Origin of the sequence: Streptomyces sp. CBMA152, assembly GCF_014596475.1 — a bacterium.
Lineage (GTDB): Bacteria > Actinomycetota > Actinomycetes > Streptomycetales > Streptomycetaceae > Streptomyces.
The window spans coordinates 202,162-222,643 of sequence record NZ_MECJ01000015.1; the positions used below are offsets into that span (position 1 = coordinate 202,162).

General features: G+C 71.6%; 20 protein-coding genes. 9 read left to right on the forward strand and 11 right to left on the reverse strand.

The window, feature by feature from the left end; all coding sequences use genetic code 11:
- The first annotated feature begins 55 nt into the window (after positions 1-55).
- The gene (locus BG418_RS14240) at positions 56-850 is read left to right on the forward strand and encodes an SDR family oxidoreductase (RefSeq protein ID WP_188274190.1); all 795 of its coding nucleotides are present in this window, start codon (positions 56-58) and stop codon (positions 848-850) included.
- Position 851: 1 nt separating this feature from the next.
- Positions 852-1,733 carry an SDR family oxidoreductase gene (locus BG418_RS14245; protein WP_188274191.1) on the forward strand — a complete coding sequence of 294 codons (882 nt, stop codon included), beginning with the start codon at positions 852-854 and terminating at the stop codon, positions 1,731-1,733.
- A 40-nt stretch (positions 1,734-1,773) separates the two neighbouring features.
- Here the strand turns inward: BG418_RS14245 and BG418_RS14250 are convergent, their stop codons facing one another.
- Positions 1,774-2,244: a MarR family winged helix-turn-helix transcriptional regulator gene (locus BG418_RS14250; protein WP_188274192.1), complete on the reverse strand. Its 471-nt coding sequence runs from the start codon at positions 2,242-2,244 to the stop codon at positions 1,774-1,776.
- Positions 2,245-2,421: 177 nt separating this feature from the next.
- On the opposite strand from BG418_RS14250, the gene BG418_RS14255 reads away from it, so the two are divergent.
- Positions 2,422-2,823, forward strand: coding sequence for a ribonuclease domain-containing protein (locus tag BG418_RS14255; RefSeq protein ID WP_188274193.1), 402 nt, complete (start codon positions 2,422-2,424; stop codon positions 2,821-2,823).
- Between the two features lie 103 nt (positions 2,824-2,926).
- Here the strand turns inward: BG418_RS14255 and BG418_RS14260 are convergent, their stop codons facing one another.
- The 8 genes from BG418_RS14260 to BG418_RS14295 form a co-directional block, all read right to left on the reverse strand.
- Positions 2,927-3,685 carry a GntR family transcriptional regulator gene (locus BG418_RS14260; RefSeq protein ID WP_188274194.1) on the reverse strand — a complete coding sequence of 253 codons (759 nt, stop codon included), beginning with the start codon at positions 3,683-3,685 and terminating at the stop codon, positions 2,927-2,929.
- Positions 3,686-3,703: 18 nt separating this feature from the next.
- Entirely contained in the window at positions 3,704-4,354 is a 651-nt protein-coding gene (locus tag BG418_RS14265; RefSeq protein WP_317453651.1) for an HAD family phosphatase, read from the reverse strand.
- Complete coding sequence (locus BG418_RS14270) at positions 4,351-5,409, reverse strand: ABC transporter ATP-binding protein (protein WP_188274195.1); 1,059 nt, start codon at positions 5,407-5,409, stop codon at positions 4,351-4,353. Before BG418_RS14270 ends, BG418_RS14265 begins: the two co-directional genes overlap by 4 nt.
- A complete protein-coding gene (locus tag BG418_RS14275; protein WP_188274196.1) occupies positions 5,406-6,257 on the reverse strand; it encodes an ABC transporter permease in 852 nt (283 codons plus the stop codon). Before BG418_RS14275 ends, BG418_RS14270 begins: the two co-directional genes overlap by 4 nt.
- Positions 6,245-7,135 (reverse strand): ABC transporter permease subunit, encoded by an 891-nt coding sequence (locus BG418_RS14280; protein ID WP_188274497.1) that lies wholly within the window; start codon positions 7,133-7,135, stop codon positions 6,245-6,247. Before BG418_RS14280 ends, BG418_RS14275 begins: the two co-directional genes overlap by 13 nt.
- A gap of 10 nt (positions 7,136-7,145) precedes the next feature.
- Positions 7,146-8,315: an extracellular solute-binding protein gene (locus tag BG418_RS14285; RefSeq protein ID WP_317453652.1), complete on the reverse strand. Its 1,170-nt coding sequence runs from the start codon at positions 8,313-8,315 to the stop codon at positions 7,146-7,148.
- 241 nt (positions 8,316-8,556) lie between these two features.
- Entirely contained in the window at positions 8,557-9,267 is a 711-nt protein-coding gene (locus BG418_RS14290) for an ankyrin repeat domain-containing protein (RefSeq protein ID WP_188274197.1), read from the reverse strand.
- Positions 9,268-9,307: 40 nt separating this feature from the next.
- Entirely contained in the window at positions 9,308-10,216 is a 909-nt protein-coding gene (locus BG418_RS14295) for a hypothetical protein (RefSeq protein ID WP_188274198.1), read from the reverse strand.
- A gap of 229 nt (positions 10,217-10,445) precedes the next feature.
- Between BG418_RS14295 and BG418_RS14300 the strand changes: the two genes are divergently transcribed.
- From BG418_RS14300 to BG418_RS14315, 4 genes are all read left to right on the forward strand, one after another.
- Complete coding sequence (locus BG418_RS14300; protein ID WP_188274199.1) at positions 10,446-11,228, forward strand: trypsin-like serine protease; 783 nt, start codon at positions 10,446-10,448, stop codon at positions 11,226-11,228.
- Positions 11,229-11,300: 72 nt separating this feature from the next.
- Positions 11,301-11,954, forward strand: coding sequence for a response regulator transcription factor (locus BG418_RS14305; protein WP_188274200.1), 654 nt, complete (start codon positions 11,301-11,303; stop codon positions 11,952-11,954).
- Entirely contained in the window at positions 11,951-13,090 is a 1,140-nt protein-coding gene (locus tag BG418_RS14310) for a histidine kinase (RefSeq protein WP_188274201.1), read from the forward strand. Before BG418_RS14305 ends, BG418_RS14310 begins: the two co-directional genes overlap by 4 nt.
- Positions 13,091-13,469: 379 nt before the next feature.
- Positions 13,470-16,535: an endo-alpha-N-acetylgalactosaminidase family protein gene (locus BG418_RS14315; RefSeq protein ID WP_188274202.1), complete on the forward strand. Its 3,066-nt coding sequence runs from the start codon at positions 13,470-13,472 to the stop codon at positions 16,533-16,535.
- Positions 16,536-16,631: 96 nt separating this feature from the next.
- On the opposite strand, the gene BG418_RS14320 is transcribed toward BG418_RS14315, so the two are convergent.
- Both BG418_RS14320 and BG418_RS14325 read right to left on the reverse strand, forming a co-directional pair.
- Positions 16,632-17,048 (reverse strand): enediyne antibiotic chromoprotein, encoded by a 417-nt coding sequence (locus BG418_RS14320; RefSeq protein ID WP_188274203.1) that lies wholly within the window; start codon positions 17,046-17,048, stop codon positions 16,632-16,634.
- Positions 17,049-17,105: 57 nt separating this feature from the next.
- Positions 17,106-18,860: a beta-galactosidase family protein gene (locus BG418_RS14325; protein WP_188274204.1), complete on the reverse strand. Its 1,755-nt coding sequence runs from the start codon at positions 18,858-18,860 to the stop codon at positions 17,106-17,108.
- Positions 18,861-19,004: 144 nt separating this feature from the next.
- Here BG418_RS14325 and BG418_RS14330 point away from each other — a divergent pair, with 144 nt between their 5' ends.
- Together BG418_RS14330 and BG418_RS14335 are read left to right on the forward strand one after the other, a co-directional pair.
- On the forward strand, positions 19,005-19,898 hold the full coding sequence (locus BG418_RS14330; RefSeq protein ID WP_188274205.1) for an AraC family transcriptional regulator: 894 nt from the start codon (positions 19,005-19,007) through the stop codon (positions 19,896-19,898).
- A gap of 11 nt (positions 19,899-19,909) precedes the next feature.
- The gene (locus tag BG418_RS14335) at positions 19,910-20,212 is read left to right on the forward strand and encodes a chorismate mutase (RefSeq protein WP_188274206.1); all 303 of its coding nucleotides are present in this window, start codon (positions 19,910-19,912) and stop codon (positions 20,210-20,212) included.
- Positions 20,213-20,482 lie beyond the last annotated feature (270 nt).

Consider the following 20,482-nt stretch of genomic DNA (forward strand, 5'->3'; position numbering starts at 1 on the left):
AGCGGATCAGCTACCTTTCCACCAAACATTTGTTAGGCAAGGAAGGTAGCAGCGGATGGAGCTGGCCGGGAAGGCGGCGGTCGTCACCGGGGGCACCCGGGGTGTCGGCGCGGGCATCGCACGGGCGCTCCTCGCGGCGGGCGCCGACGTCGTGGTCTGCGCCCGCCGCCCACCCGAGCGACCGATCCAAGCGGCGGGCCGCGAGGCCGAGTTCCGCCCGGTCGACCTGCGCGAAGGCGAGGCCGTACGGGAGTTCTTCGGCGCGGTCGCGACGGAGTACGGGCGCCTCGACCTCCTCGTCAACAACGCGGGCGGCACGCCGTACCGGCTTCTCGGCGAAAGCGAAGTCAAAGGTGAATCCGACGCCGAGCGCCACGCGCGCGTGATCGCCCTCAACCTCACCGCACCCCTCACCGCCTCCCTCGCCGCGTACCCGTACCTGCGTACGTCGGGTGGCTCGGTCGTCATGATCGGCAGCGTCAGTGGTACGCGCCCCTCGCCCGGGACCGCCGCGTACGGCGCCGCCAAGGCCGGGGTGGAGAGCCTGGCCCGCTCGATGGCGGTCGAGTGGGCACCCGAAGTGCGGGTCAACACCCTGGTCCTGGGCATGGTCCGCACCGAGCTCGCACACCTCCACTACGGGGACGCCCAGGGGGTTGCCGCCGTGGAGCGGACCGTGCCGCTCGGGCGACTGGCCGAGCCCTCCGACGTCGGCGCGGCCGTCGTCTTCCTCGCCTCCGACGCGGCCTCGTACATCACCGGCGCCTCCCTCCTGATCCACGGCGGAGGCGAGCGCCCGGCGTTCCTGGATGCGGCGACGGTCAACACCACTCAAAACAAAGGGAGTTGAAATGACAGGCATGAGTGCGGGCCGGGTCGTGGCGGTGACGGGCGCCGGGCGGGGCCTCGGCCGCGCCCACGCCCTGGCGTTCGCGGCCGAAGGCGCGAAGGTCGTCGTCAACGACCTCGGGGTCGGCCTCGACGGCACCCCCGGCTCCGACAGTCCGGCCCGGCACGTGGTCGACGAGATCCGGGCGGCGGGCGGCGAGGCGGTCGCGCACGGCGGGGACATCGCGACGGCGAAGGGCGCGGCCTCACTGGTCGAAGCCGCGCTCGACACCTTCGGCCGGCTGGACACGCTCGTCAACAACGCGGGTTTCCTGCGGGACCGGATGCTGGTGAACCTCGACGAGGACGACTGGGACGCCGTGATGCGCGTCCACCTCAAGGGCCACTTCCTGCCGCTGCGGGAGGCGGCCGCGTACTGGCGTGCCGAATCCAAGGCGGGGCGACGGCCGCAAGCGCGCGTCGTCAACACGACGTCCGGCGCGGGCCTGTTGGGGAGCGTCGGGCAGGGCAACTACGCGGCGGCCAAGGCCGGGATCGTCGGTCTGACGCTGGTCGCGGCGGCCGAACTCGCCCGGTACGGCGTCCAGGTCAACGCGATCGCCCCGGCGGCACGCACCCGTATGACGGAACGTGCCTTCGCCGATCTCGCGGCCGCGCCCGAGGATGTGGCGCCCCTGGTGGTCTGGCTCGGCTCGGCCGCGAGCGACGGCGTCACGGGCCGCGTCTTCGAGGCCGAGGCGGGCCGGATCACCGTGATGGAGGGCTGGCGACCGGGCCCGACGGCGGACAAGGGCGCCCGTAGGACCCCGGCGGAGGCGGGCGAGACGGCACGCGAACTGCTGGAGCGGGCGCAGGCGCCGGGGGCTGTGTACGGGGCGGGGTGAAGGGGAGGCTGGGGACGGTTCGCGGCGGAAGGTTGCCGGGTTACGACGTCAGCCGGGTCGCGGCCTCCCGTTGCAGCGTGCTCGTACCGGCCAGGAACCGTACGACGCACTTCAGCTCATCGGTCGTGAACTCGTCGCAGAACGAGGCCATCTCGCTCGACCAGTCGACGAAGAACCGCTTGAGACCGGCCACGTTCTCGCGGCGGATCTCGATGAGCACCCGGCGCTTGTCGGTGGGATGCTTGGCGCGGCGCACGAAGCCCTTGGTCTCCAGGCGGTCGACGAGGCCGGTGACGGAGGCGGGGGCGAGGCCGGTGTGCTGGCAGAGGTCCTTGGCGGTGAGCGGGCCGAACCGTTCGAGCAGATCGAGCGTCTTGCTCTCCGAGGCGCCGAGGCCTTGCTTTCCGGCGACGGCGGTGTGGAACATCACCGTGACGCCGCTGTGTTCGCGCGCCACGCTCAGAAGGTCTTCGACCGCCTTGGCGCGGTCAGTGCCGTTGCTGTCGTCCATGCGGGGGAGAGTAGCAACTCCTTAGTTTGCTGAAACGAAAGAATGGCTAAATTATCCCCCTTGTGACAAATAGCGGTGGACGCCTCCGTTACACCAGGGTGCCGCAGGTTAACTCGTGGGAAATTCAATGGTTTTGGCGTTGACTACCTCCGCTCTACGCGCGTCATCATGTGACGCATGAGTAACCCCCCGCGTATAAGCAAGCGTCTCGCCACGCTCGGCGGCGTCGCCGCCCTCGCCGCGACCCTCCTCGTCGGCCCGTCCGCGCTGACGGCCACCGCGTCCACCCAGTCGACCGGCAGCATCTGCTACGGCGCCCTGCCCTCGCAGGCGCACGACACGCTCGACCTGATCGCCCAGGGCGGCCCGTTCCCGTACTCGCAGGACGGGGTCGTCTTCACCAACCGCGAGCACGTGCTGCCGACGGAGTCGAGCGGCTACTACCACGAGTACACCGTCACGACGCCCGGCGCTCCGACGCGCGGTACCCGCCGCGTCGTCACCGGTGAGCAGGACAACGAGGACTACTACACCTCGGACCACTACGCGACGTTCAACCTGATCGACTTCGGCTGCTGAGCCGCAGCCTGAAGACCCGTCGGACCTGACAGATCCGCTGCTGAGCCGCAGCCCGAAGATCCGCCGGGTCCGACAGATCCGCACGGCCGGAAAACGCCGATGGTCAGGAGCCGCCGAGGCTCCTGCCCATCGCGCGCGACCCGGTCGAGTTCCGCACCGTGAACGCCACCGTGCCCGGGAGATAGCGGTCCTGGGACCATTCGAGCGGCAGCCCCGCCGGGTCGGTGGAGCGGCGGCGTTCACGGAGCAGGGCCTCCCCGGCCCCGCAGCCCAGCAACTCCGCGTCGGCCGCGTCCGCCGGGACCACGTCGATCGTGTGATGGGCGTCGACGAAGAGTATTCCGTGCGCCTCCAACTCGTCCGCGTGCGACGCGAGTCGAGGGTCCATCGCGAGCACGAGCTCGCCCACCCGCTCCGGGTACGTGGTGCGCTCCACCATCACCGGTGAGCCGGACAGCGTACGCACCCGCAGCACCCGGAACACCCGCTCTCCCAGCGGCAGTCGCAGGTGGTACGCCTCCTCCTCGCTCGCCTCGCCCGGGTCCACCGAGACCGTCCGGCCGCCCGGCACCTCGCCCAGCGAGCGGGCCCAGCGTGCGAAGGACCGCAGCTCCTCGAAGCTCTGCAGCCGCGCCCCGCCGGTCCCGCCGAGCACCACCCGCCGCGCACCGCGCCGCGAGGTCACCAGGCCGTCGGCCCGCAGCGCACCGAGCGCCTGGCGGATCGTCCCCCTGGACACCCCATACGTACGCGCGAGTTCGTCCTCGGCGGGCAGCCGCGCCCCCGACCCGTACTCGCCCGCGGTGATGGCGGCCCGCAGATCGGCGGCCACCTTCCGGTACAGCGGCGCCTTGCCTGCCACGTTCTCCCCCTGGATGTGTCAGCCGGTGCGGATCAGCGAGCGGAGCAACGCGAGATCCGCATCCTCCAGACTAGCCAGCACCGTTCGGCCCGCCGCGGGCGCGATGGGTTCCATGGACGGCACCGCGAGCACCGCGCATCCCGCCGCCTCCGCCGAGGTCACACCGGTCACCGTGTCCTCGACGGCGACGCACCGCGAGGGCTCCGCGCCGAGGGCTGCCGCGGCCGCCAGATACGGGTCGGGCGCGGGCTTGGTCCGTGCGGTGTCCTCCGCGCCGTAGACCGCGTCGAAGCGGTGCCCGGCCAGCGAGGCCGCCACCTTGTCGACCACGGCGCGCGGCGACGCCGACACCAGCGCGGTCGGCACCCCGTGCTCGCGCAGCACGGAAAGCAGCCGGACCGCGCCCGGCCGGGGCTCGGCCCCGTCCACGAGCCGCGCGGCGAATCCCTCGCCCAACTCGGCGGCCAGCAGGGCCTGTTGCTCGTTCAGCGGCTCGCTCAGCATCGCGGCCGTGTCCTCCACGGACCGCCCGTACACCGCCCGCCGCCCCGCACCGGCCAGTACGTAACCGTGCCGGGCCGAGACCTGCTCGACGACCTCGACCCAGGCCGCCTCGGTGTCCACCAGGGTGCCGTCCATGTCGAACAGGACGGCCCGCAGCCCGCTCACGCGTCCTCACCCGCCGCCAGCACCGGACGCCGCTGCGGCCGTACGGTCACGGCCGCGCCCGCACCGAACGCGCCCGCCGCGTGCGAGGGAAGGTCGGCCTTGACCTGCGTACCGTCCGCGAGCCGGATGTGCAGCCGGGTGCTCGCGCCGTGGAAGGCGCTGCCGGTCACCTGGTCCGGGCCGCCCTCCGTGACGTCCAGCGCCTCGGGACGCAGCAGGAACTCGGTGGCACCGGAGACGGGCCCGTCCACCGGAAGTGTGACGCCCAGGACCTCGGCCTGTCCGTCGGCCGTCGGGCGGCCCGGGATGCGGTTCATCGTGCCGATGAAGGACGCCACGAACGGCGTCGCCGGACGGTCGTACAACTCGGCCGGGCTGGCGCACTGTTCGAGCCGTCCGCCGCGCATCACCGCGACCCGGTCGGCCATCGAAAGCGCCTCCTCCTGGTCGTGCGTGACGAACACCGTGGTGATGCCGAGCTCCAGCTGGAGGCGGCGGATCTCCTCGCGCAGGCTGACGCGCACCTTGGCGTCGAGCGCGGACAGCGGCTCGTCGAGCAGCAGAAGGCGGGGCTGAAGCGCGAGTGCGCGGGCCAGCGCGACCCGCTGCTGCTGACCGCCCGAGAGCTGGTGCGGAAAGCGGCCGCCGTGGTCGGGCAGGCCCACGAGCTCCAGCAACTCGGCGGCGCGCGAACGCCGTTCGGCCGCCGCGACCTTGCGCATCCGCATCCCGAAGGCGACGTTCTCGGCCACCGTCAGATGCGGGAAGAGGCTGTACGACTGGAAGACCATCCCCGTGTCGCGCCGGTTGGCCGGCACCGGCACGATGTCCTCGCCGTCCAGCAGCACCTGCCCGGCGTCCGGCCGCTCGAAGCCCGCCAGGACCCGCAGCGCCGTTGTCTTGCCGCAGCCGGACGGGCCGAGCAGGGCGAGGAGTTCACCGGGCGCGACATCGAGGTCGAGCCCGTCGAGCGCGACGGCGGAGCCGAACGTGCGGCGCAGCCCCCGGATCTTCAGGGCGGTTCCGGTGCGCGCAGGTGCGTCGGTGATCGTCACGCGCCCGCCTCCTTCTTGTTCTTACGGATGGGGTTACGAAAGCGGGTGCGGGCCAGGCCCGTCACGACGAGCAGCAGCACCCAGGTCAGCACCAGGCTGAGCAGCGAGACGGCCACGGACAACTGGGCGTTGGAGCCGGACGCCTGCACGATCCACACCGCGAACGGCTGGAACCCGAGCAGCTGCGCCACCGTGAACTCGCCGAGGACCAGCGCGAGCGCCAGGAACGACGCGTTGAGCAGTGCGGTCCGCAGATTGGGCAGCACGACCGAGAAGATCGCACGCGGCCAGGACGCGCCCAGGTCCCGGGCGGCCTCGACGAGCGTACGCACGTCGACGGCGCGCAGTCCCGCGTCGAGGGAGCGGTAGACGAACGGCAGCGCCATCACCACGTACGCCAGGACCAGGATGACGGGGAAGTCGGGGTTCTGGATGGCCACGAACGTCTGGTACAGCGGGGTGGTGGAGAGGTGGTCGGGCCCCCACTTCAGGACCGTCCCGATTCCGGCCACCAGCGCCACCGGCGGCACCACCAGCGGCAGCGTGCACACCGTCTCCAGGACCGCCCGCAGCCGCCCCGAGCCCGAGAGCCGCACCGCGAGGGCAGCCGGGACCGTCAGGATCAGCGCGAGCGCGACCGTGGTCAGTCCGAGGCCGAGGGAGAGCAGCAGCGCGGTGCTGAAGCCGTCGGCGGCGAAGATCTGGGTGTACGAGGAGAGGGCCAGGCCCTGATTCGGGATGTCGATCGTGAAGACCGCGGCGGCGAGCAGCGGGACCAGGAAGTAGACCCCGGCCACACCGAGGACCGCGCCGCGCCACGGGCGCAGCGGCTGCGTCAGGCGAGCCATCGGGCGCTCCTTCGCTGGAGGGGCAGGTGGACGGCCATGACGAGGGCCGCGACCAGGACCATGTCGAGGCTGAGCGCGAGCGCCACGTTCTCCTGGCCGAGCAGGACGTTGCCGGAGAGCGCGTCCGCGATCTGGAGCGTCACCAGCGGCACCGAGCTGCCGACCATCGCGGCGGCCGTGGCGTACGCGGCGAAGGCACTGCCGAAGAGCAGCACGAACCCGCCGAGCAGGGTCGGCAGCAGCACCGGGATGCCGACGTGCCGCCAGTACTGCCAGGTGCTCGCACCGGAGTTGAGGGCCGCCTCGCGCCACTGCGGGCGCAGCCCGTCGAGCGCGGGCGCCACGGTGAGCACCATCAGCGGGATCAGGAAGTAGAGATAGGTGATCGCCAGGCCCCAGAAGCTGTAGAGGCTCCAGCCGTGGTCGCCGAGCCCGAGGCGGGTGGTGAGCACACCGGCGTTGCCAAGGGTGGCGACGAAGGCGAAGGCGAGCGGCACACCGCCGAAGTTGGCGAGGACGCCGGACGCGGTGAGCACGCTCTCGCGCAGCACCCGGCCGCGCGAGGCGACGACGGCCTGCGCGAGCAGCAGCCCGAGCACCGAGCCGATCGCGGCGGTGGTGGCCGCGAGCTTCAGGCTGCCGAGCAGCGCGGTGCGGTAGGCGCCGTGCACGGACGCGTCCAGGTTGGCCAGGCCGTACGAGCCGTTCACCGTCAACGCCCCGTCGAGCATCGCGATCGCCGGGAGGCCGAAGGCGAGAGCGACGAAGAGTAGCAGCGGGACGGCGGCGAACCAGGAGCTGGGGAGGCGGCGTTGCTTGGTAACTGCCTTGCTAGTGACGGCAGTTGTGGCGGCCCGGGCCGGGGTGGTGGTCTCGATGGTCACGGAGTCAGCCCGAAATCGCCTTGGCCCAGCCCTGGGCGAGGACCGTCTTCGCCCGGGCGGTCTGCTGCTCGCTGGGGAACTTCGGGGTGCCCCCGACCTTCGGGAGCTTCGCCGCCGCGTCCTTGTCGAGCGTGCCGTCCTGCTCCATGACGGTCATGAGCGCCGGGCGGGCGTGCCCCTTCAGCCACAGGTTCTGGCCCTCGGCGGAGTACAGGTACTCCTGCCACAGCCGCGCAGCGGCCGGGTGCGGGGCGTCCTTGTTGACGGCCTGCGAGTAGTACTGGGCGTAGACGCCGTCGGTGGGCACGGCGACCTTCCAGTCCAGACCCTTGGTCTTGAACTCCTCGCCGTAACCGGAGTTGAGGTAGTCCCAGTCGATGCTGATCGGGGTCTCGCCCTTCTCGACGGTGGCCGGGGTGGACTCGACGGGGTTGTAGTTCCCGCTCTTCTTCAGCTTGGCGAAGAAGTCGAGGCCGGGCTGGATGTCGTCGAACGAGCCGCCGCTCGCGAGCGAGGCCGCGTACACACCGGCGAACGCCGAACCCGACTTGGTGGGGTTGCCGTTCAACGCGACCTGGCCCTTGTACTGCGGCTTGAGCAGATCGGCGAAGGTCTGCGGGCACTCCTTGACGCGCTTGGCGTCACAGCCGATGGAGACATAGCCGCCGTAGTCGTTGAACCAGCGCGCCTGCGCGTCCTTCTGGCCCTCGGCGATCTTGTCGTACGCCTCGACGCGGTACGGGGCGGTCAGCCCCTGCTGGGCCGCGGCCTGCGCGAAGGAGGCGCCGAGGTCGAGGACGTCGGGGGCGCGGTCCTGGCCCTTGCGGGTCTTGACGGCGTTGATCTCGTCCTGGCTGGTTCCGTCCGGGTTGTCGACGGCGACCTTGATGCCGTACTTCTTGCTGAACCCGTCGATGATCGCGCCGTAGTTGGCCCAGTCGCGGGGGATGGCGATCGCGTTGAGCGTGCCCTCCTTCTTGGCGGCGGTGACGAGCGCGTCCATGCCGCCCGCGTCCTTGGCGGACCCGGCGGTCGCGATGTTCTGCCCGCCCTTCCCGGCCGAGTCGACGGACTTGGCGTCACTCTTGGCGCCGCACGCGGCGAGGGCGAACGCGGATGCGGTGAGCGCGAGGGCGATACCGGTGTTGCGGCGTATACGGGGGGCGGTCGTCACGTGGGCTCCATGAGGGGCGAGGCCGTACGGAGTTGTACAGCCAACTGTTGTACAGACAACTCCTTCATTACGGGGGTGACGGGTGGCCTGGCGGTTAACGGGGGGCGGCGGGGGTGGTTCTGGTGGGCGGCGGGTTGGGGGCGATTTTCAGCCGCGACGGCTGGCGCCTTTTTGGCCAGGTCGAGGGTGCGTTCGTCGGCTGCGGGCCGGTGGGGGCTTGTCGCGCAGTTCCCCGCGCCCCTTAAGGGGCTTCCAGGACCGCGGCGATTTCTGCGTGCGCGGTTTGCTGGTCCACGGTTGCCCAGGTCACGCCGTCGCGCCTCGCCTCCGCCGCTATCGTCACGCCGTTCTCGTCTGCCACCCGGCGTACGACCGTCTCCATCTCCTCGCCGTATGTCCGTACCAGCTGTCGGCGAAGCTCGTCGGCGATGTCGCGGGTGAGCCAGATCCGGGCCTCTGCCAGGGCCTCTCGGCGTGCTGGTGCGCCGTATCGCAGCAGTGTGCGCACCGTGGGGAGGGAGCCTCGGCGGGTCGCCAGGACCAGGAGTGGTTCGCCGTTCGGGCCCGGTAGGGACGGGTCGGCGCCCGCTGCCAGCAGGGCCTCGGCTGTGGCCGCGTGGCCCAGGCGTACCGCCCAGGTCATGGCAGTGAAGCCGAAGGCCTCGCGGAGGTCCGGGTGGGCGCCGGCCGCGAGCAGGGAGCGTGCGACCTCGGTGTGGCCGCCGCACGCCGCGCCGCACAGCGGCAGGTCCGACACGTCCGGGCCGCTCGCGCGTTCGGGGTCGGCGCCCGCGGCGAGGAGCAGCCGGACCGCGCCCGGCCGGTTCTCGACGGCGGCGAGATAGAGCGCGGTCGTGCCCTCCGCGTCCACGCTCTCCGCGGCCGTCCCCGACCGCAGCGCCCGCATCACCGCGTCGTCGTCACCGGCCAGTACCGCCTCGAACAGGTCCATATGTCGACCTTACGTTCGAAAGCCCCGTTCATGATCATCGTCAGGTGTCGCACTCCAGGACCGTGCGGCACAGCCCGCACCGCGCCCGTACGCGCCCCCGCACGGGTACCCGGATCCGCTGATGACACGTCGGGCACGCGAAGCAGACCCGCAGCTCCCCGCGGTCGCTCTCGAAGGAGTACGCCGTCGTGGGCCCGGCCGGCAGGCCGCCGTTCTCGCCCGCGTACCGGCGGTCCTTGGCGTACCGCCGCCGTCCCGCCCAGCCCGCCGCCACCAGCGGCGGCTGCTGGAGGTCGCGCCGGGCGAGGGCGAGGCCCGCCGTGTACGCGGGGTACGCCTGCGGGCTGGTGAACCACGGCGAGGGGTCCTCGTCGAACGCGGCCGCCCGCTTGGCCAGGACGTAACCGAACTCCTCCGGCGTGAGATAGCCGAGCTTCTGGCTGGAGACCCCGTCCTCCCGGAACGCGTCGAGCAGCAGCCATCCCGCGCCCAGATAGGTGGTCGCGGTGTCGGTGAGGATCTCGTTGTCGCGCGTGCCCGGGAACGAGAGGTCGAGCCGGTGCAGCAGCACATGCGTGATCTCGTGCGCGAGCGCCGCCCCGATGTCCCGCCGGTGGCGGCGGAAGCGGTCGTTGAGCTCGATGAAGTACTCCGGCCCCGCCGCGAGTTCGACCGCCGCCGCGTGCTGCATCTCGCGGAAGCCCACGATCATCCGGGCCTCCGGCAGCCGCAGGTGCTGGACGAGCGCCCGGGCCACCCGCTGGGCCCCGAGATGCAGGTCGTCCTGGTCGGCGAAGGCCACGTCGGCGGGCAGCACGCTCGTCGCGTACGACTGGAGCCCGTCGTACGACAGCCGCTTGTGCAGTGCGGTGATCGCCGCCCGCACGGTGTCGAGGTGCGGATACCCGTGGACGACCGGACTGGACCCGGCCGCGCTCTCGTGGGACACGCTGGCACCCCCGTACGACGGTGAACCGGCCTCCACTGTACGGCGATCGTCGCCCGGCGGGGGGTTTCGCACACCTGGCCGGAAAGTGCTCCTTGTAACGGGTACGGCGGGCTCCGGATAATCCTCGGACACGCTTTGACGCGCCCATGACATGTGCTGCGTTCCGTGGTGAACGGGTCCGGGTGGCGCCGGGGTGTGGAACGACCAACCCCCCACGAAAGGCAGTCCCTTGAAGAACACCCTCGTACGTGCGCTCAAGAGATGCGTGGCCGTCGCGGCGGTCACCCTCGCGGCGGTCGCCCTGCAACCCGTCACCGGCGCCACCGCGTCCCCCCTGCCCGTCGTCGGCGGAACCCGCGCGGCCCAGGGCGAGTTCCCGTTCATGGTCCGCCTCTCCATGGGCTGCGGCGGCGCCCTCTACAGCCAGCAGATCGTGCTCACGGCCGCCCACTGTGTGGACGGCTCCGGCGACGACACCTCCATCACGGCCACCACGGGCGTCGTCGACCTCCAGAGCGGCAGCGCCGTCAAGGTGAAGTCGACCAAGGTGCTCCAGGCGCCCGGCTACAACGGCAAGGGCAAGGACTGGGCGCTGATCAAGCTCGCCAAGCCGGTCGGTCAGCCGACCTTGAAGATCGCCACCACCACCGAGTTCAACACCGGCACCTTCACCATCGCCGGCTGGGGCGCCCGCAGCGAGGGCGGTGGCCAGCAGCGCTATCTCTACAAGGCGACGGTCCCCTTCGTCTCCGACGCGGACTGCCAGGCCGCGTACGGCGGCGACCTCGTCCCGGGTGACGAGATCTGCGCCGGCAACCTCCAGCAGGGCGGCGTCGACACCTGCCAGGGCGACTCCGGCGGACCCATGTTCCGCAAGGACAACACCAACGCCTGGATCCAGGTCGGCATCGTCAGCTGGGGCCAGGGCTGCGCCGAGCCCGGCTACCCCGGCGTCTACAGCGAGGTCTCGACCTTCGCCGCCGACATAGCGCAGGCGGCCGCGACGCTGTGATGGTCTGATCGCCTTTGTGGCCGGACGCCCGGAAATTTGCGGGCGTCCGGTCGAACCTGGTCATATAGGGACATGCCGATCACAGTGGTCATCGCGGACGACCAGGAGATGGTCAGGACCGGGTTCCGCATGATCCTGGAGAGCCGGTCCGACATCGAGGTCCTGGACGACGTCCCGGACGGACCGGCCGCGCTCGCGGCGGTCGACCGGCTCGACCCGGACGTCCTGCTCCTCGACATCCGGATGCCCGGCCTCGACGGCCTGGAGGTGACCCGGCGGCTCTCGGGCCGCGAGCGCCCGCGCATCGTCATCGTCACCACCTTCGACCTGGACGAGTACGTCCACGCCGCCCTGCACGGCGGCGCCTCGGGCTTCCTGCTCAAGGACGCCAGCCCCGAGATGCTGGTCGAGGCGGTCCGGGCGGCCGCCGCCGGTGACTCCCTGGTCTCCCCGGCGATCACCGTCCGGCTCCTGAAGGAGCTCGCCACCGCCCGGCCCACCGGATCGGTGCGCCGCCCCGCCGAACCCCTCACCGAGCGCGAACGCGATGTCGTACGCTGCCTGGCGCGCGGCGCCACCAACGCCGAGATCGCCTCCGACCTGTACGTCTCCCTCTCCACCGTGAAGACCCATCTGGCCAATGTGCAGGGCAAGCTCGGGGCCCGGAACCGGGTGGAGATCGCCGCCTGGGCCTGGGAGAGCGGCCTGGCCACGGGCGCGGCGTGAGCCCCGTACGCACCTGGCTGCGCACCCATCCGCACGCGGCCGAGGCCGCCCGCGTGGCGCTCGCCGCGGTCCTCGTCGGCCTGGTGGTCTTCGAGGGCCTGGCCCTTGCCCGCCAGCCCACCCGGCCGCACGCCATCGTCTGGGCCTCGGGCCTGGTGGTCTGCCTGTGCGCGCTGCCGTGGCCCCGGGTGTCGTTGGTCGTACGGGCGTGGGCCGCGGCGGCCGTCACCTGGACCGCGACGGGGCTGATGTTCCTCGACCGGCCGGAGATCGTCTGGGGGATGGGCGAGGCGTTGGCGCTGCTTGTTCTGCTGTCGGCGGTGCTGCTGCGGGCGCCCTCGCGCACCGCCGCCGTCCTCGGCCCGCTGCTCGGGCTCGGCTGTACGGCGGTGCCGGTGCGGGATGCCTCGCCTGGCCGGTTCACCCTGCTGTTCGCGGTGCTGACGGTGGTGGTCAGCGCGTACTCGCTGCTGCTGCGCGCCCAGTCCTGGCAGCGCGTGCGCGATCTTCAGGCCGTACGTCAGGCCGAGCGCATCGAACTCGCGCGTGAACTGCACGACTTGATCGCCCACCATGTCACCGGCATCGTCGTGCAGGCCCGCGCGGCCCGGTTCACCTCGGTGGAGGGGCAGCGGGCCGCCGAGACCTTCGGCCTGATCGAGGAGGCGGGGGGTGAGGCGCTGAGTGCGATGCGGCGTCTGGTGCGGGTGTTGCGTGCGGGCGACCCCGAGACCGAGCCGGTCGCGGGCCTCGCCCAGATCCGCGAACTGGCCGACCGCTTCTCCCTCGCGGGCCCGCCGGCCGTCCTGCACGTCGAGCCCGGCCTGGAGGAGCGTGTGCCCGGCGAGATCGCGGCCGCCGCGTACCGCGTGGTGCGTGAGGCTCTGACGAACGTCCGCAAGCATGCGGGGGATGCGAGTGCGGTGCGGGTGGGGTTGCGCGTGGTCGACGGCGGCCTGGAGGTCCGCGTCGCCGACGACGGCTCCCGTGCGGTCCGCCTCCCGCTCTCCGCCCGGGGCGACGGCTTCGGCCTCGCCGGCCTGGCTGAGCGGGTGACGGCGCTGGGCGGCGAGTTGACGGCGGGCCCGTCGCCGGAGGGCGGGTGGTTGGTGCTGGCGGTCCTGCCGCTGGAGTGAGGCGGTCATTCATCTGCGGCTCGCCGGTGGCTGATCGCGCAGTTCCCCGCGCCCCTAAAGCACGCGGTCAGTTCGGGTGCGGGTCGGTGGGGGCTTGTCGCGCAGTTCCCCGCGCCCCCTAGGTAGTCCGCCGCACCCGGAAACTTGGCTCGGCCACAGGCCTTTAGGGGCGCGGGGAACTGCGCGACAAGCCACCGTCAAGGCGCACTGACGCACCGACGGAACCCCCACGGCGAATAGGGGCGCGGGGAACTGCGCGATCAGCCAGCCACGGTCCGCGGACGAACAAGTCCAACACCCCCCTCCCCTTTGTCCATGGGCGCGCCCACACCCCCCGGCCCAAGGTGACCGCACCGACCCCCCGGCGCAAGGAGGAAGCGTGGACGCCGAAGTACGCGGACCGAAGCGGAGGACGGTGGTCGCGGCCACCGCGCTGGCCGGGGCCGGGGTCGCCCTCGGGGCACCCGGCACAGCCGGCGCGGCCGAAGAGTGCGTCATCCGCTCCCGCGACCTGGACGTACGCGTCGACCCCGCGTTCCCCCGCGTGATCTCGTACACCGACCGAATGACCGGCGCCCGGCTGTACGGACAGGAGGACCCCGTCCAGGACGTCCTCATCGACGGCGCACCCCACACCCCCCACGTCACAGCCCACCCGACCCGCGACCACATCACGTACACGCTCGCGTTCGACAACGGCACCGAGATCCGCGCGGACATCCGCGTCGACGGACAACGAGTCCACTGGCGGATCACCCGCATCCACGACACCCCCGCGCTACGGATCGGCACGATCCAGATCCCCGGCCTCGCCCTGCTCTCCGTACGCGACGACCAGCCCGGCGCCGCGCTGCTCGCCGCCAAGATCCAGCTGGACAAGGCGAAGAGCGGCGACACCCTCGTCACGGTCACCCCACACACCGCCCCGGACCCCGCGCCCATCGGCTGCGCGTACGCCGTCGTCGCGCACGACACCCTCGGCGGCGCGATCGAGACCAACACCGTCTACGACAAGCCCGACAGCGCCGCCGGAACCACCTGGGAGAACGGGCGGCTGTGGCGCCGGACGGTGCAGCGGGACGGTCACGTCACGGCACAGCTCGTCCCTGGCCAGTGGACGCACCGCGCGGCGACCGCCCCGGTCGAGGCCACCGAGCCACTGCCGTACGCCACCGTGATCATCACAAGGGGCCGGGGCGGCGGCAACGCAGTCGACTGGCAGGACGCGGCGACCGCGCTGCGCGAGATCATGGTGACCCCGCTCGGCGCCGACGAACAGCATCTGCGCGTCGTCCCGCACATCCCCTTCAACTTCGCCTCACAGGCGACCAACCCGTTCCTCGCCACCCTCGACAACGTCAAGCGGATCTCGCTCGCCACCGACGGCCTGCGCCAGTTCACCCTGCTCAAGGGCTATCAGTCCGAGGGCCACGACTCCGCCCACCCCGACTACGCGGGCAACTACAACGCACGCGCGGGCGGCCTCGCGGACCTCAACTTCCTGGTGCGCGAGGGCCGCAAGTGGAACAGCGACTTCGCGGTCCACGTCAACGCCACCGAGTCGTACCCCGTCGCCCACGCCTTCTCCGAGACGCTGGTCGACAAGAAGAACCAGCAGTGGGACTGGCTCGACCAGTCGTACCGCATCGACCAGCGCCGCGACCTGGTCTCCGGCGACATCGCACGGCGCTTCGCCCAGCTGCGCCGGGACGCGGACCCGGCCCTCAACGCGCTCTACCTCGACGTCTTCCGCGAGTCCGGCTGGACCTCCGACCGCCTCCAGCGCGCCCTGCGCGACCAGGGCTGGCTGGTCGCCTCGGAGTGGGGGCACGGCCTGGAGCGCTCCTCGCTCTGGTCGCACTGGGCGAACGAGACCGACTACGGCGGCGACACCTCGCGCGGCATCAACTCCCGGCTGATCCGGTTCCTGCGCAACCACCAGAAGGACGTGTTCGCCAACAAATGGCCGACCCTGCTCGGTCATGTCCATATGGGCAACTTCGAGGGCTGGGTCGGCAAGACCGACTGGACGGCGTTCTACCGGCTGATCTGGACCGAGTCGCTGCCCGCCAAGTACCTCCAGGCGTATCCGATCCGGCGCTGGAACGACCACGAGATCACCTTCTTCGGCCCGACCGCCACCTCCGTCTCCGACACGGACGGCGTCCGCCGGATCACCACGGACGCGCGCGTGGTGTACGACGGCGGTTCCTATCTGCTGCCCTGGGATCCCCGCAGCGCGCTGGATCCGGCGAAGCTCTACCACTACAACCCGGCTGGCGGGACGACGAGTTGGCGCCTGCCGCGCGGCTGGGCCGGATCGCGGTCGGTGGCCCTGTACCGCCTGACCGACCAGGGCCGGGTGTACGTACGCGATCTTCCGGTCCGCGCCGGGAGCGTCACCGTCGACGCGGAGGCCGCCCAGCCGTACGTCGTCTACCGCGACCGTGTCACCGCCCGCCGCCCCGACTGGGGCCAGGGCACCCCCCTGCACGACCCCGGTTTCAACTCCGGCTCCCTGGACGGCTGGACGGTCAGCGGCCCCGCGTCCGTGCGCCGCAGCGAGCTCGGCGACTACGAGCTGGTGATCGGCGCGGGTGCGGCGGCCGCCGTCGGCCAACGCCTCAGCCGCCTCGCCCCCGGACAGTACGCGGCGTCCGTGCAGGTCGAGGTGGGGGAGCGGGCGGACGAGCGGCGCACGGCGGCCCTGGAGGTCCGCACCGCCGACGGCGTCACCGCGCGCAACTGGACGCGGGCCTCCACGGCGGGCAACTACGTGGCCGCCGACCGCAAGCACGGCACCCGATTCCAGCGGATGTTCACGTACTTCACCGTCCCGGAAGGCGGCGGGCCGGTCGAGCTGACCTTGCGTGCGGAGGCCGGGAGCGCCCGGGTGCGGTTCGACAACGTACGGATCGTCGCCGCGCGCCGCACCGCCAAGGCGGGCACGCTCGCGTACGAGGACTTCGAGAACGTGCCGCAGGGCTGGGGCGTCTTCGTCAAGGGCGACGCGGGCGGCGCCACCGACCCGCGCACGCACATCGCGCAGCGGCACGCGCCGTACACCCAGCGCGGCTGGAACGGCAAGGCGATCGACGATGTGATCGACGGCGGTCAGTCGCTGAAGTCGCGTGGCGAGAACGACGGCCTGGTCTACCGGACGGTTCCGTTCACCGTCCGGTTCGTCCCGGGTAAGCGCTATCGCGTCGCGTTCCGGTACGAGAGCGAGAAGGCGGGTCAGTACGCCTGGATCACCGGCGTCGACGACGGCTCGGCGACGCGCGAGCTGAGCCGCGAAGCACTCCCGACGGTGAACGAACCGACCGTGTACGCCTATGAGTTCACGGCTCCGGCGGCCGGTGAGGCGTGGGTCGGGCTGCGCAAGGCCGGCGACGACGGGACGGCGGAGTTCGTGCTCGACGCCTTCGAGGTGCGCGAGGTCTGACGGGAGGGACGCGGGCCGCCCCGATGCGAGGGGGCGGGGCGGCCCGCGGGATTCACATGATCAGGAGGAGATCACGGGCTTGTTGAGGCAGTGTGCTTACTTGAAGGCGATCGTCTGGACCGTGTTGCCGGTGGTCTGCTCCCAGGCGGTGATGTTGCACTGCGTGGTGGCGCAGTCCACGGTGACGTCCTTGCCCGTGGACCAGTCCTTGGCCGTGAAGGCCTTCGCGACGTTGTAGCTCAGCGAGACGGCGCCGCTGGCGTCGGCGGTGAGGTACTTGACATCGGTGGAACAGACGGTGGCCGAGGCGCACTCGCCCACGTTCACAGCGGCGCCGGGCGTGTAGCCGGAGGCCGATATCGTGACCGTCTGGCCGTCGGAGAGCCCGGTGTTCGGGGTCACCGAGATGGCGGTCGCGGCGCTCGCCGGAGTCGCGAGCAGTACGGTCGCCGCCACGGCGGCACCGGAGGCGGCCAACTTGGCGATGCGGGACCGGGTGATGAGACCCTTCATGTCAACCTCGATGTGTGCGACGGAAGAGGGAACGCGCTTTCCTCGCGCTCTTCGAGGCTAGTGGAATTTCACTTCCAGATTAGTTGAATGATCAAGCTCCAGCTCCCAAATCCATACCGTATTGGCTTGTTCCCGCAGCACCGCTCTCGGGACGCGAAGAGGCCTCTGTGGCCCGCTGGACCAGTAACGTCCGAGGTTGAATCCGTTCACCCAGGCGAAACCTCGTACCAGACCCGGAAGTTCGAGGCGGGCGTCGCCGGGTTCTTGAATGTCGAACGTGCCCTGAAACAGACCCCGTCCGCTGTTCTCCGCAGTTGAACGGAACGGCAGCCGCCGCATCCGGTCCGCGTCCTCGAACGCGTCGAGCCGCAGCCCACGCGCGCGTACGCCGTGCAGGAACTGCCGTTCGTGGAGCACCCCGACGGTGACGCCCTTGGCTTCGCCGAGCCGGGGGCCGTAGTTGACGCGCCCCAGCGACTCCACCCACAGCTCGACCACGGCGGGCCCCGTGACCGGCTCGGGCAGCACCGCGTCGTCCTCGGTGAGCACCCCCGCCCGCACCCCGTCGACGTAGGCGACCGCCCGATCGCGCAGCCCCTCCACCCGCAGCGGATACGGCTGCCGGGGGCCCGGCACCTCGAACCGGTAGCGCACCACGCCCCGGTCCACGTCCAGCTCCTCGAACGTCGGCGGTATCCCGTACTCGCTCTCGGGCGAGCCCAGCACCTCCAGCATGTCCTCGGCGGCCACCCACTCGGTGAGCGGCACGGTGACCGGGGTGCCCAAGCTCCTTGGAGCGGGCGGGAGTTGGGGGAGTAGGCCGTCCTGGTACTCGGCGAGCACTTCCCGGAACGCCCAGAACTTCTCCGTCGGGCGGCCGCCCTCGTCGATCGGCGCGTCGTAGTCGTACGAGGTCACGTCCGGCAGCAGCGCTCCTACATGCGCCTCGCCGTCGCGGTTGGCGCCCGACCAGCCCGCGAAGCTGGTGCCGCCGTGCGCCATATAGAGGTTGACCGAGGCGCCGCACTCCAGGATCTCGCGCAGCGCCCCGGCCGCCTCGCGCGCGTCCCGGACGACCGGTTCCGCGCCCCAGTGGTCGAACCAGCCGCACCAGAACTCCATGCACATCAGCGGCCCCTTCGGCCGATGGCGGCGCAACACCTCGAAGGCGCCGAGCGCGTCCGAGCCGAAGTTCGCGGTGGCGAGCACGCCCGGCAGCGACCCGCCGGTGAGCATGTGGTCCTCGGGCCCGTCGGAGGTGAACAGCGGTACGGCGACGCCCAGTTCCCGCAGCAGCTCGGCGAGGGCGCTCAGATACGCCTGGTCCGAGCCGTAGCTGCCGTACTCGTTCTCGACCTGCACCATGAGCACCGGGCCGCCCCGGTCGATCTGCCGCGCCACCACCTGCGGCAGCAACTCCCCGAACCAGCGCCGCACATGACCCAGATACTCCGCGTCCCGGGTGCGCACCCGCCGCCCCAGGGGGCCCGTCAGCCAGTGCGGAAGCCCGCCGTTCTCCCACTCGGCGCAGATGTACGGGCCGGGGCGCACGATCGCCCACAGCCCGGCCGCCTCGGCCGCGTCCAGGAACCGGCCGAGCGCGCCGGGGTCGCGATAGGTGCCCGGCGCCGGCTCGTGCAGGTTCCACGGAACGTACGTCTCCACACAGTTGAGCCCCATCGCCCGCAGCATCGCCAGGCGGTGGCCCCACTGGGACTCGTGCACCCGGAAGTAGTGCAGCGCCCCCGACAGCAGCCGCACCGGCCGCCCGTCCAGCAGAAAGTCCTCGTCACCCACGGTGAAGTCAGCCACCGGCCCCCGCCCGTCTCTCGTCCGCTCGCCCCCGCCACTTTTGTCCCTGGCGCCCCGCCGGTCCATGGACAAAGATCGGCGCTGATTGGACGCAAGAGGCGGAACGCCAACGGTTGGATGCACGGGCGGGCGGGAGGCGGCGAAATGGGTGGATATCACACCTGGATGCGTTATTTCACCCCGAGCCCGGTCCATCATCGGCTCGGTCTGGTCTGCCTCGGGGTCGGGATGCAGCACGGGCTGCTGCCCACGGTCGGACCCCGCACCCTCGACCACCATGTGGCCGTGGTCGTCGGCGCGGGCGGCGGCTGGTTCCGGGGCGCGGACGGGGTGCGGGTCGCGGTCGTCGCGCCCGCGCTGATCTGGCTCACCCCGGGCGTTCCGCACCACTACGGGCCCGACCCGGCGACCGGCTGGGACGAGTCCTTCGTCGACTTCACCGGACCCGCGACGGCCACCTACACCGAGCTCGGCTACATCGAGCCGGACCGCCCGGTCGTCCCGCTCGCCGACACCGGGGGCGCCCGGGCCGCCGTCGGGAAGATCGCGCGGGCGGCCCGCCGGGGCAACCCGCTCCTGGAGGTCGAGACGGGCGCGGCCGTCCATGAACTCCTGGTCGCCCTGCGCCGCGCCCGCGCCGACCTCGCCCCCGACGGCGACCCCGTCCTCCAGGCGCTCGCCCGCGACGCCTTCCAGCCGCTGTCGGTCGCCGAACACGCCGCACGGCACGGGATGACCCCCGCCGAGCTGCGCGTCGCCGTGCGCCGGGGTGCCGGGTGCAGCCCCAAGGACTACCTCCTCGGCATCCGGCTCGGCCGGGCCAAGGAACTCCTCGCCGCCACCGAGCTGCCGGTCGCCGCCGTGGCCCGGCGCGTCGGCTACGACGACCCCGCGTACTTCTCCCGGCTGTTCACCCGTCGGGTCGGCATCGCCCCGGTCCGCTTCCGCGAGCAGCAGGGCCGCGCCGTCCCCGGCGGCTGGAGCAGCCGCGTCCCGGATCCCGAACACCCTCCGACGATCGCGGGCCGGGCCACGTAAGCTCGACGACCATGACCACGATCGACCCCTCCGTGCAGGCGGAGCTCGCCCGGCTCCGCGACAGCATCGACAACATCGACGCGGCCGTCGTGCACATGCTCGCGGAGCGCTTCAAATGCACCCAGCAGGTCGGCCACCTCAAGGCCCAGCACAAGCTGCCCCCGGCGGACCCGACCCGCGAGACCGAGCAGATCGCCCGGCTGCGGCGGCTCGCGGAGAACGCCAAGCTGGACCCGGCCTTCGCCGAGAAACTGCTGAACTTCATCATCGCCGAGGTGATCAGGCACCACGAGACGATCGCGAAGTCGTCATAACGGGGGCTCAGCGGAGGTATGGAAGTCCGATGCGTGCCTGGGTCACGTAAGGGGCGCGGGGCTGTGCCAATGTGCGGCTCCGCCGCGTGGGCGCGACCAGCCACACACGGCCCGCAGTCGAATGACGGCACTTCCAGCGAAGCGCAGTGGCACCGCCGCACGGGAGCGGCGCCCGCACCGCGTCCGGGGCACCACCTCGTAGCCGCGCGCCCAAGCGCCCCGTGCGCTGAGAGCGCAACGTAATCCCGCTGTGCGGACCGGGGGCCATCA

Bases quoted from the DNA above. Each gene is read 5' to 3' on its own strand.
- BG418_RS14240 (WP_188274190.1), top strand. From the start codon at position 56: ATGGAGCTGGCCGGGAAGGCGGCGGTCGTCACCGGGGGCACCCGGGGT.
- BG418_RS14245 (WP_188274191.1), top strand. From the start codon at position 852: ATGACAGGCATGAGTGCGGGCCGGGTCGTGGCGGTGACGGGCGCCGGG.
- BG418_RS14250 (WP_188274192.1), bottom strand. From the start codon at position 2,244: ATGGACGACAGCAACGGCACTGACCGCGCCAAGGCGGTCGAAGACCTT.
- BG418_RS14255 (WP_188274193.1), top strand. From the start codon at position 2,422: ATGAGTAACCCCCCGCGTATAAGCAAGCGTCTCGCCACGCTCGGCGGC.
- BG418_RS14275 (WP_188274196.1), bottom strand. From the start codon at position 6,257: ATGGCTCGCCTGACGCAGCCGCTGCGCCCGTGGCGCGGCGCGGTCCTC.
- BG418_RS14290 (WP_188274197.1), bottom strand. From the start codon at position 9,267: ATGGACCTGTTCGAGGCGGTACTGGCCGGTGACGACGACGCGGTGATG.
- BG418_RS14305 (WP_188274200.1), top strand. From the start codon at position 11,301: ATGCCGATCACAGTGGTCATCGCGGACGACCAGGAGATGGTCAGGACC.
- BG418_RS14320 (WP_188274203.1), bottom strand. From the start codon at position 17,048: ATGAAGGGTCTCATCACCCGGTCCCGCATCGCCAAGTTGGCCGCCTCC.
- BG418_RS14330 (WP_188274205.1), top strand. From the start codon at position 19,005: ATGGGTGGATATCACACCTGGATGCGTTATTTCACCCCGAGCCCGGTC.
- BG418_RS14335 (WP_188274206.1), top strand. From the start codon at position 19,910: ATGACCACGATCGACCCCTCCGTGCAGGCGGAGCTCGCCCGGCTCCGC.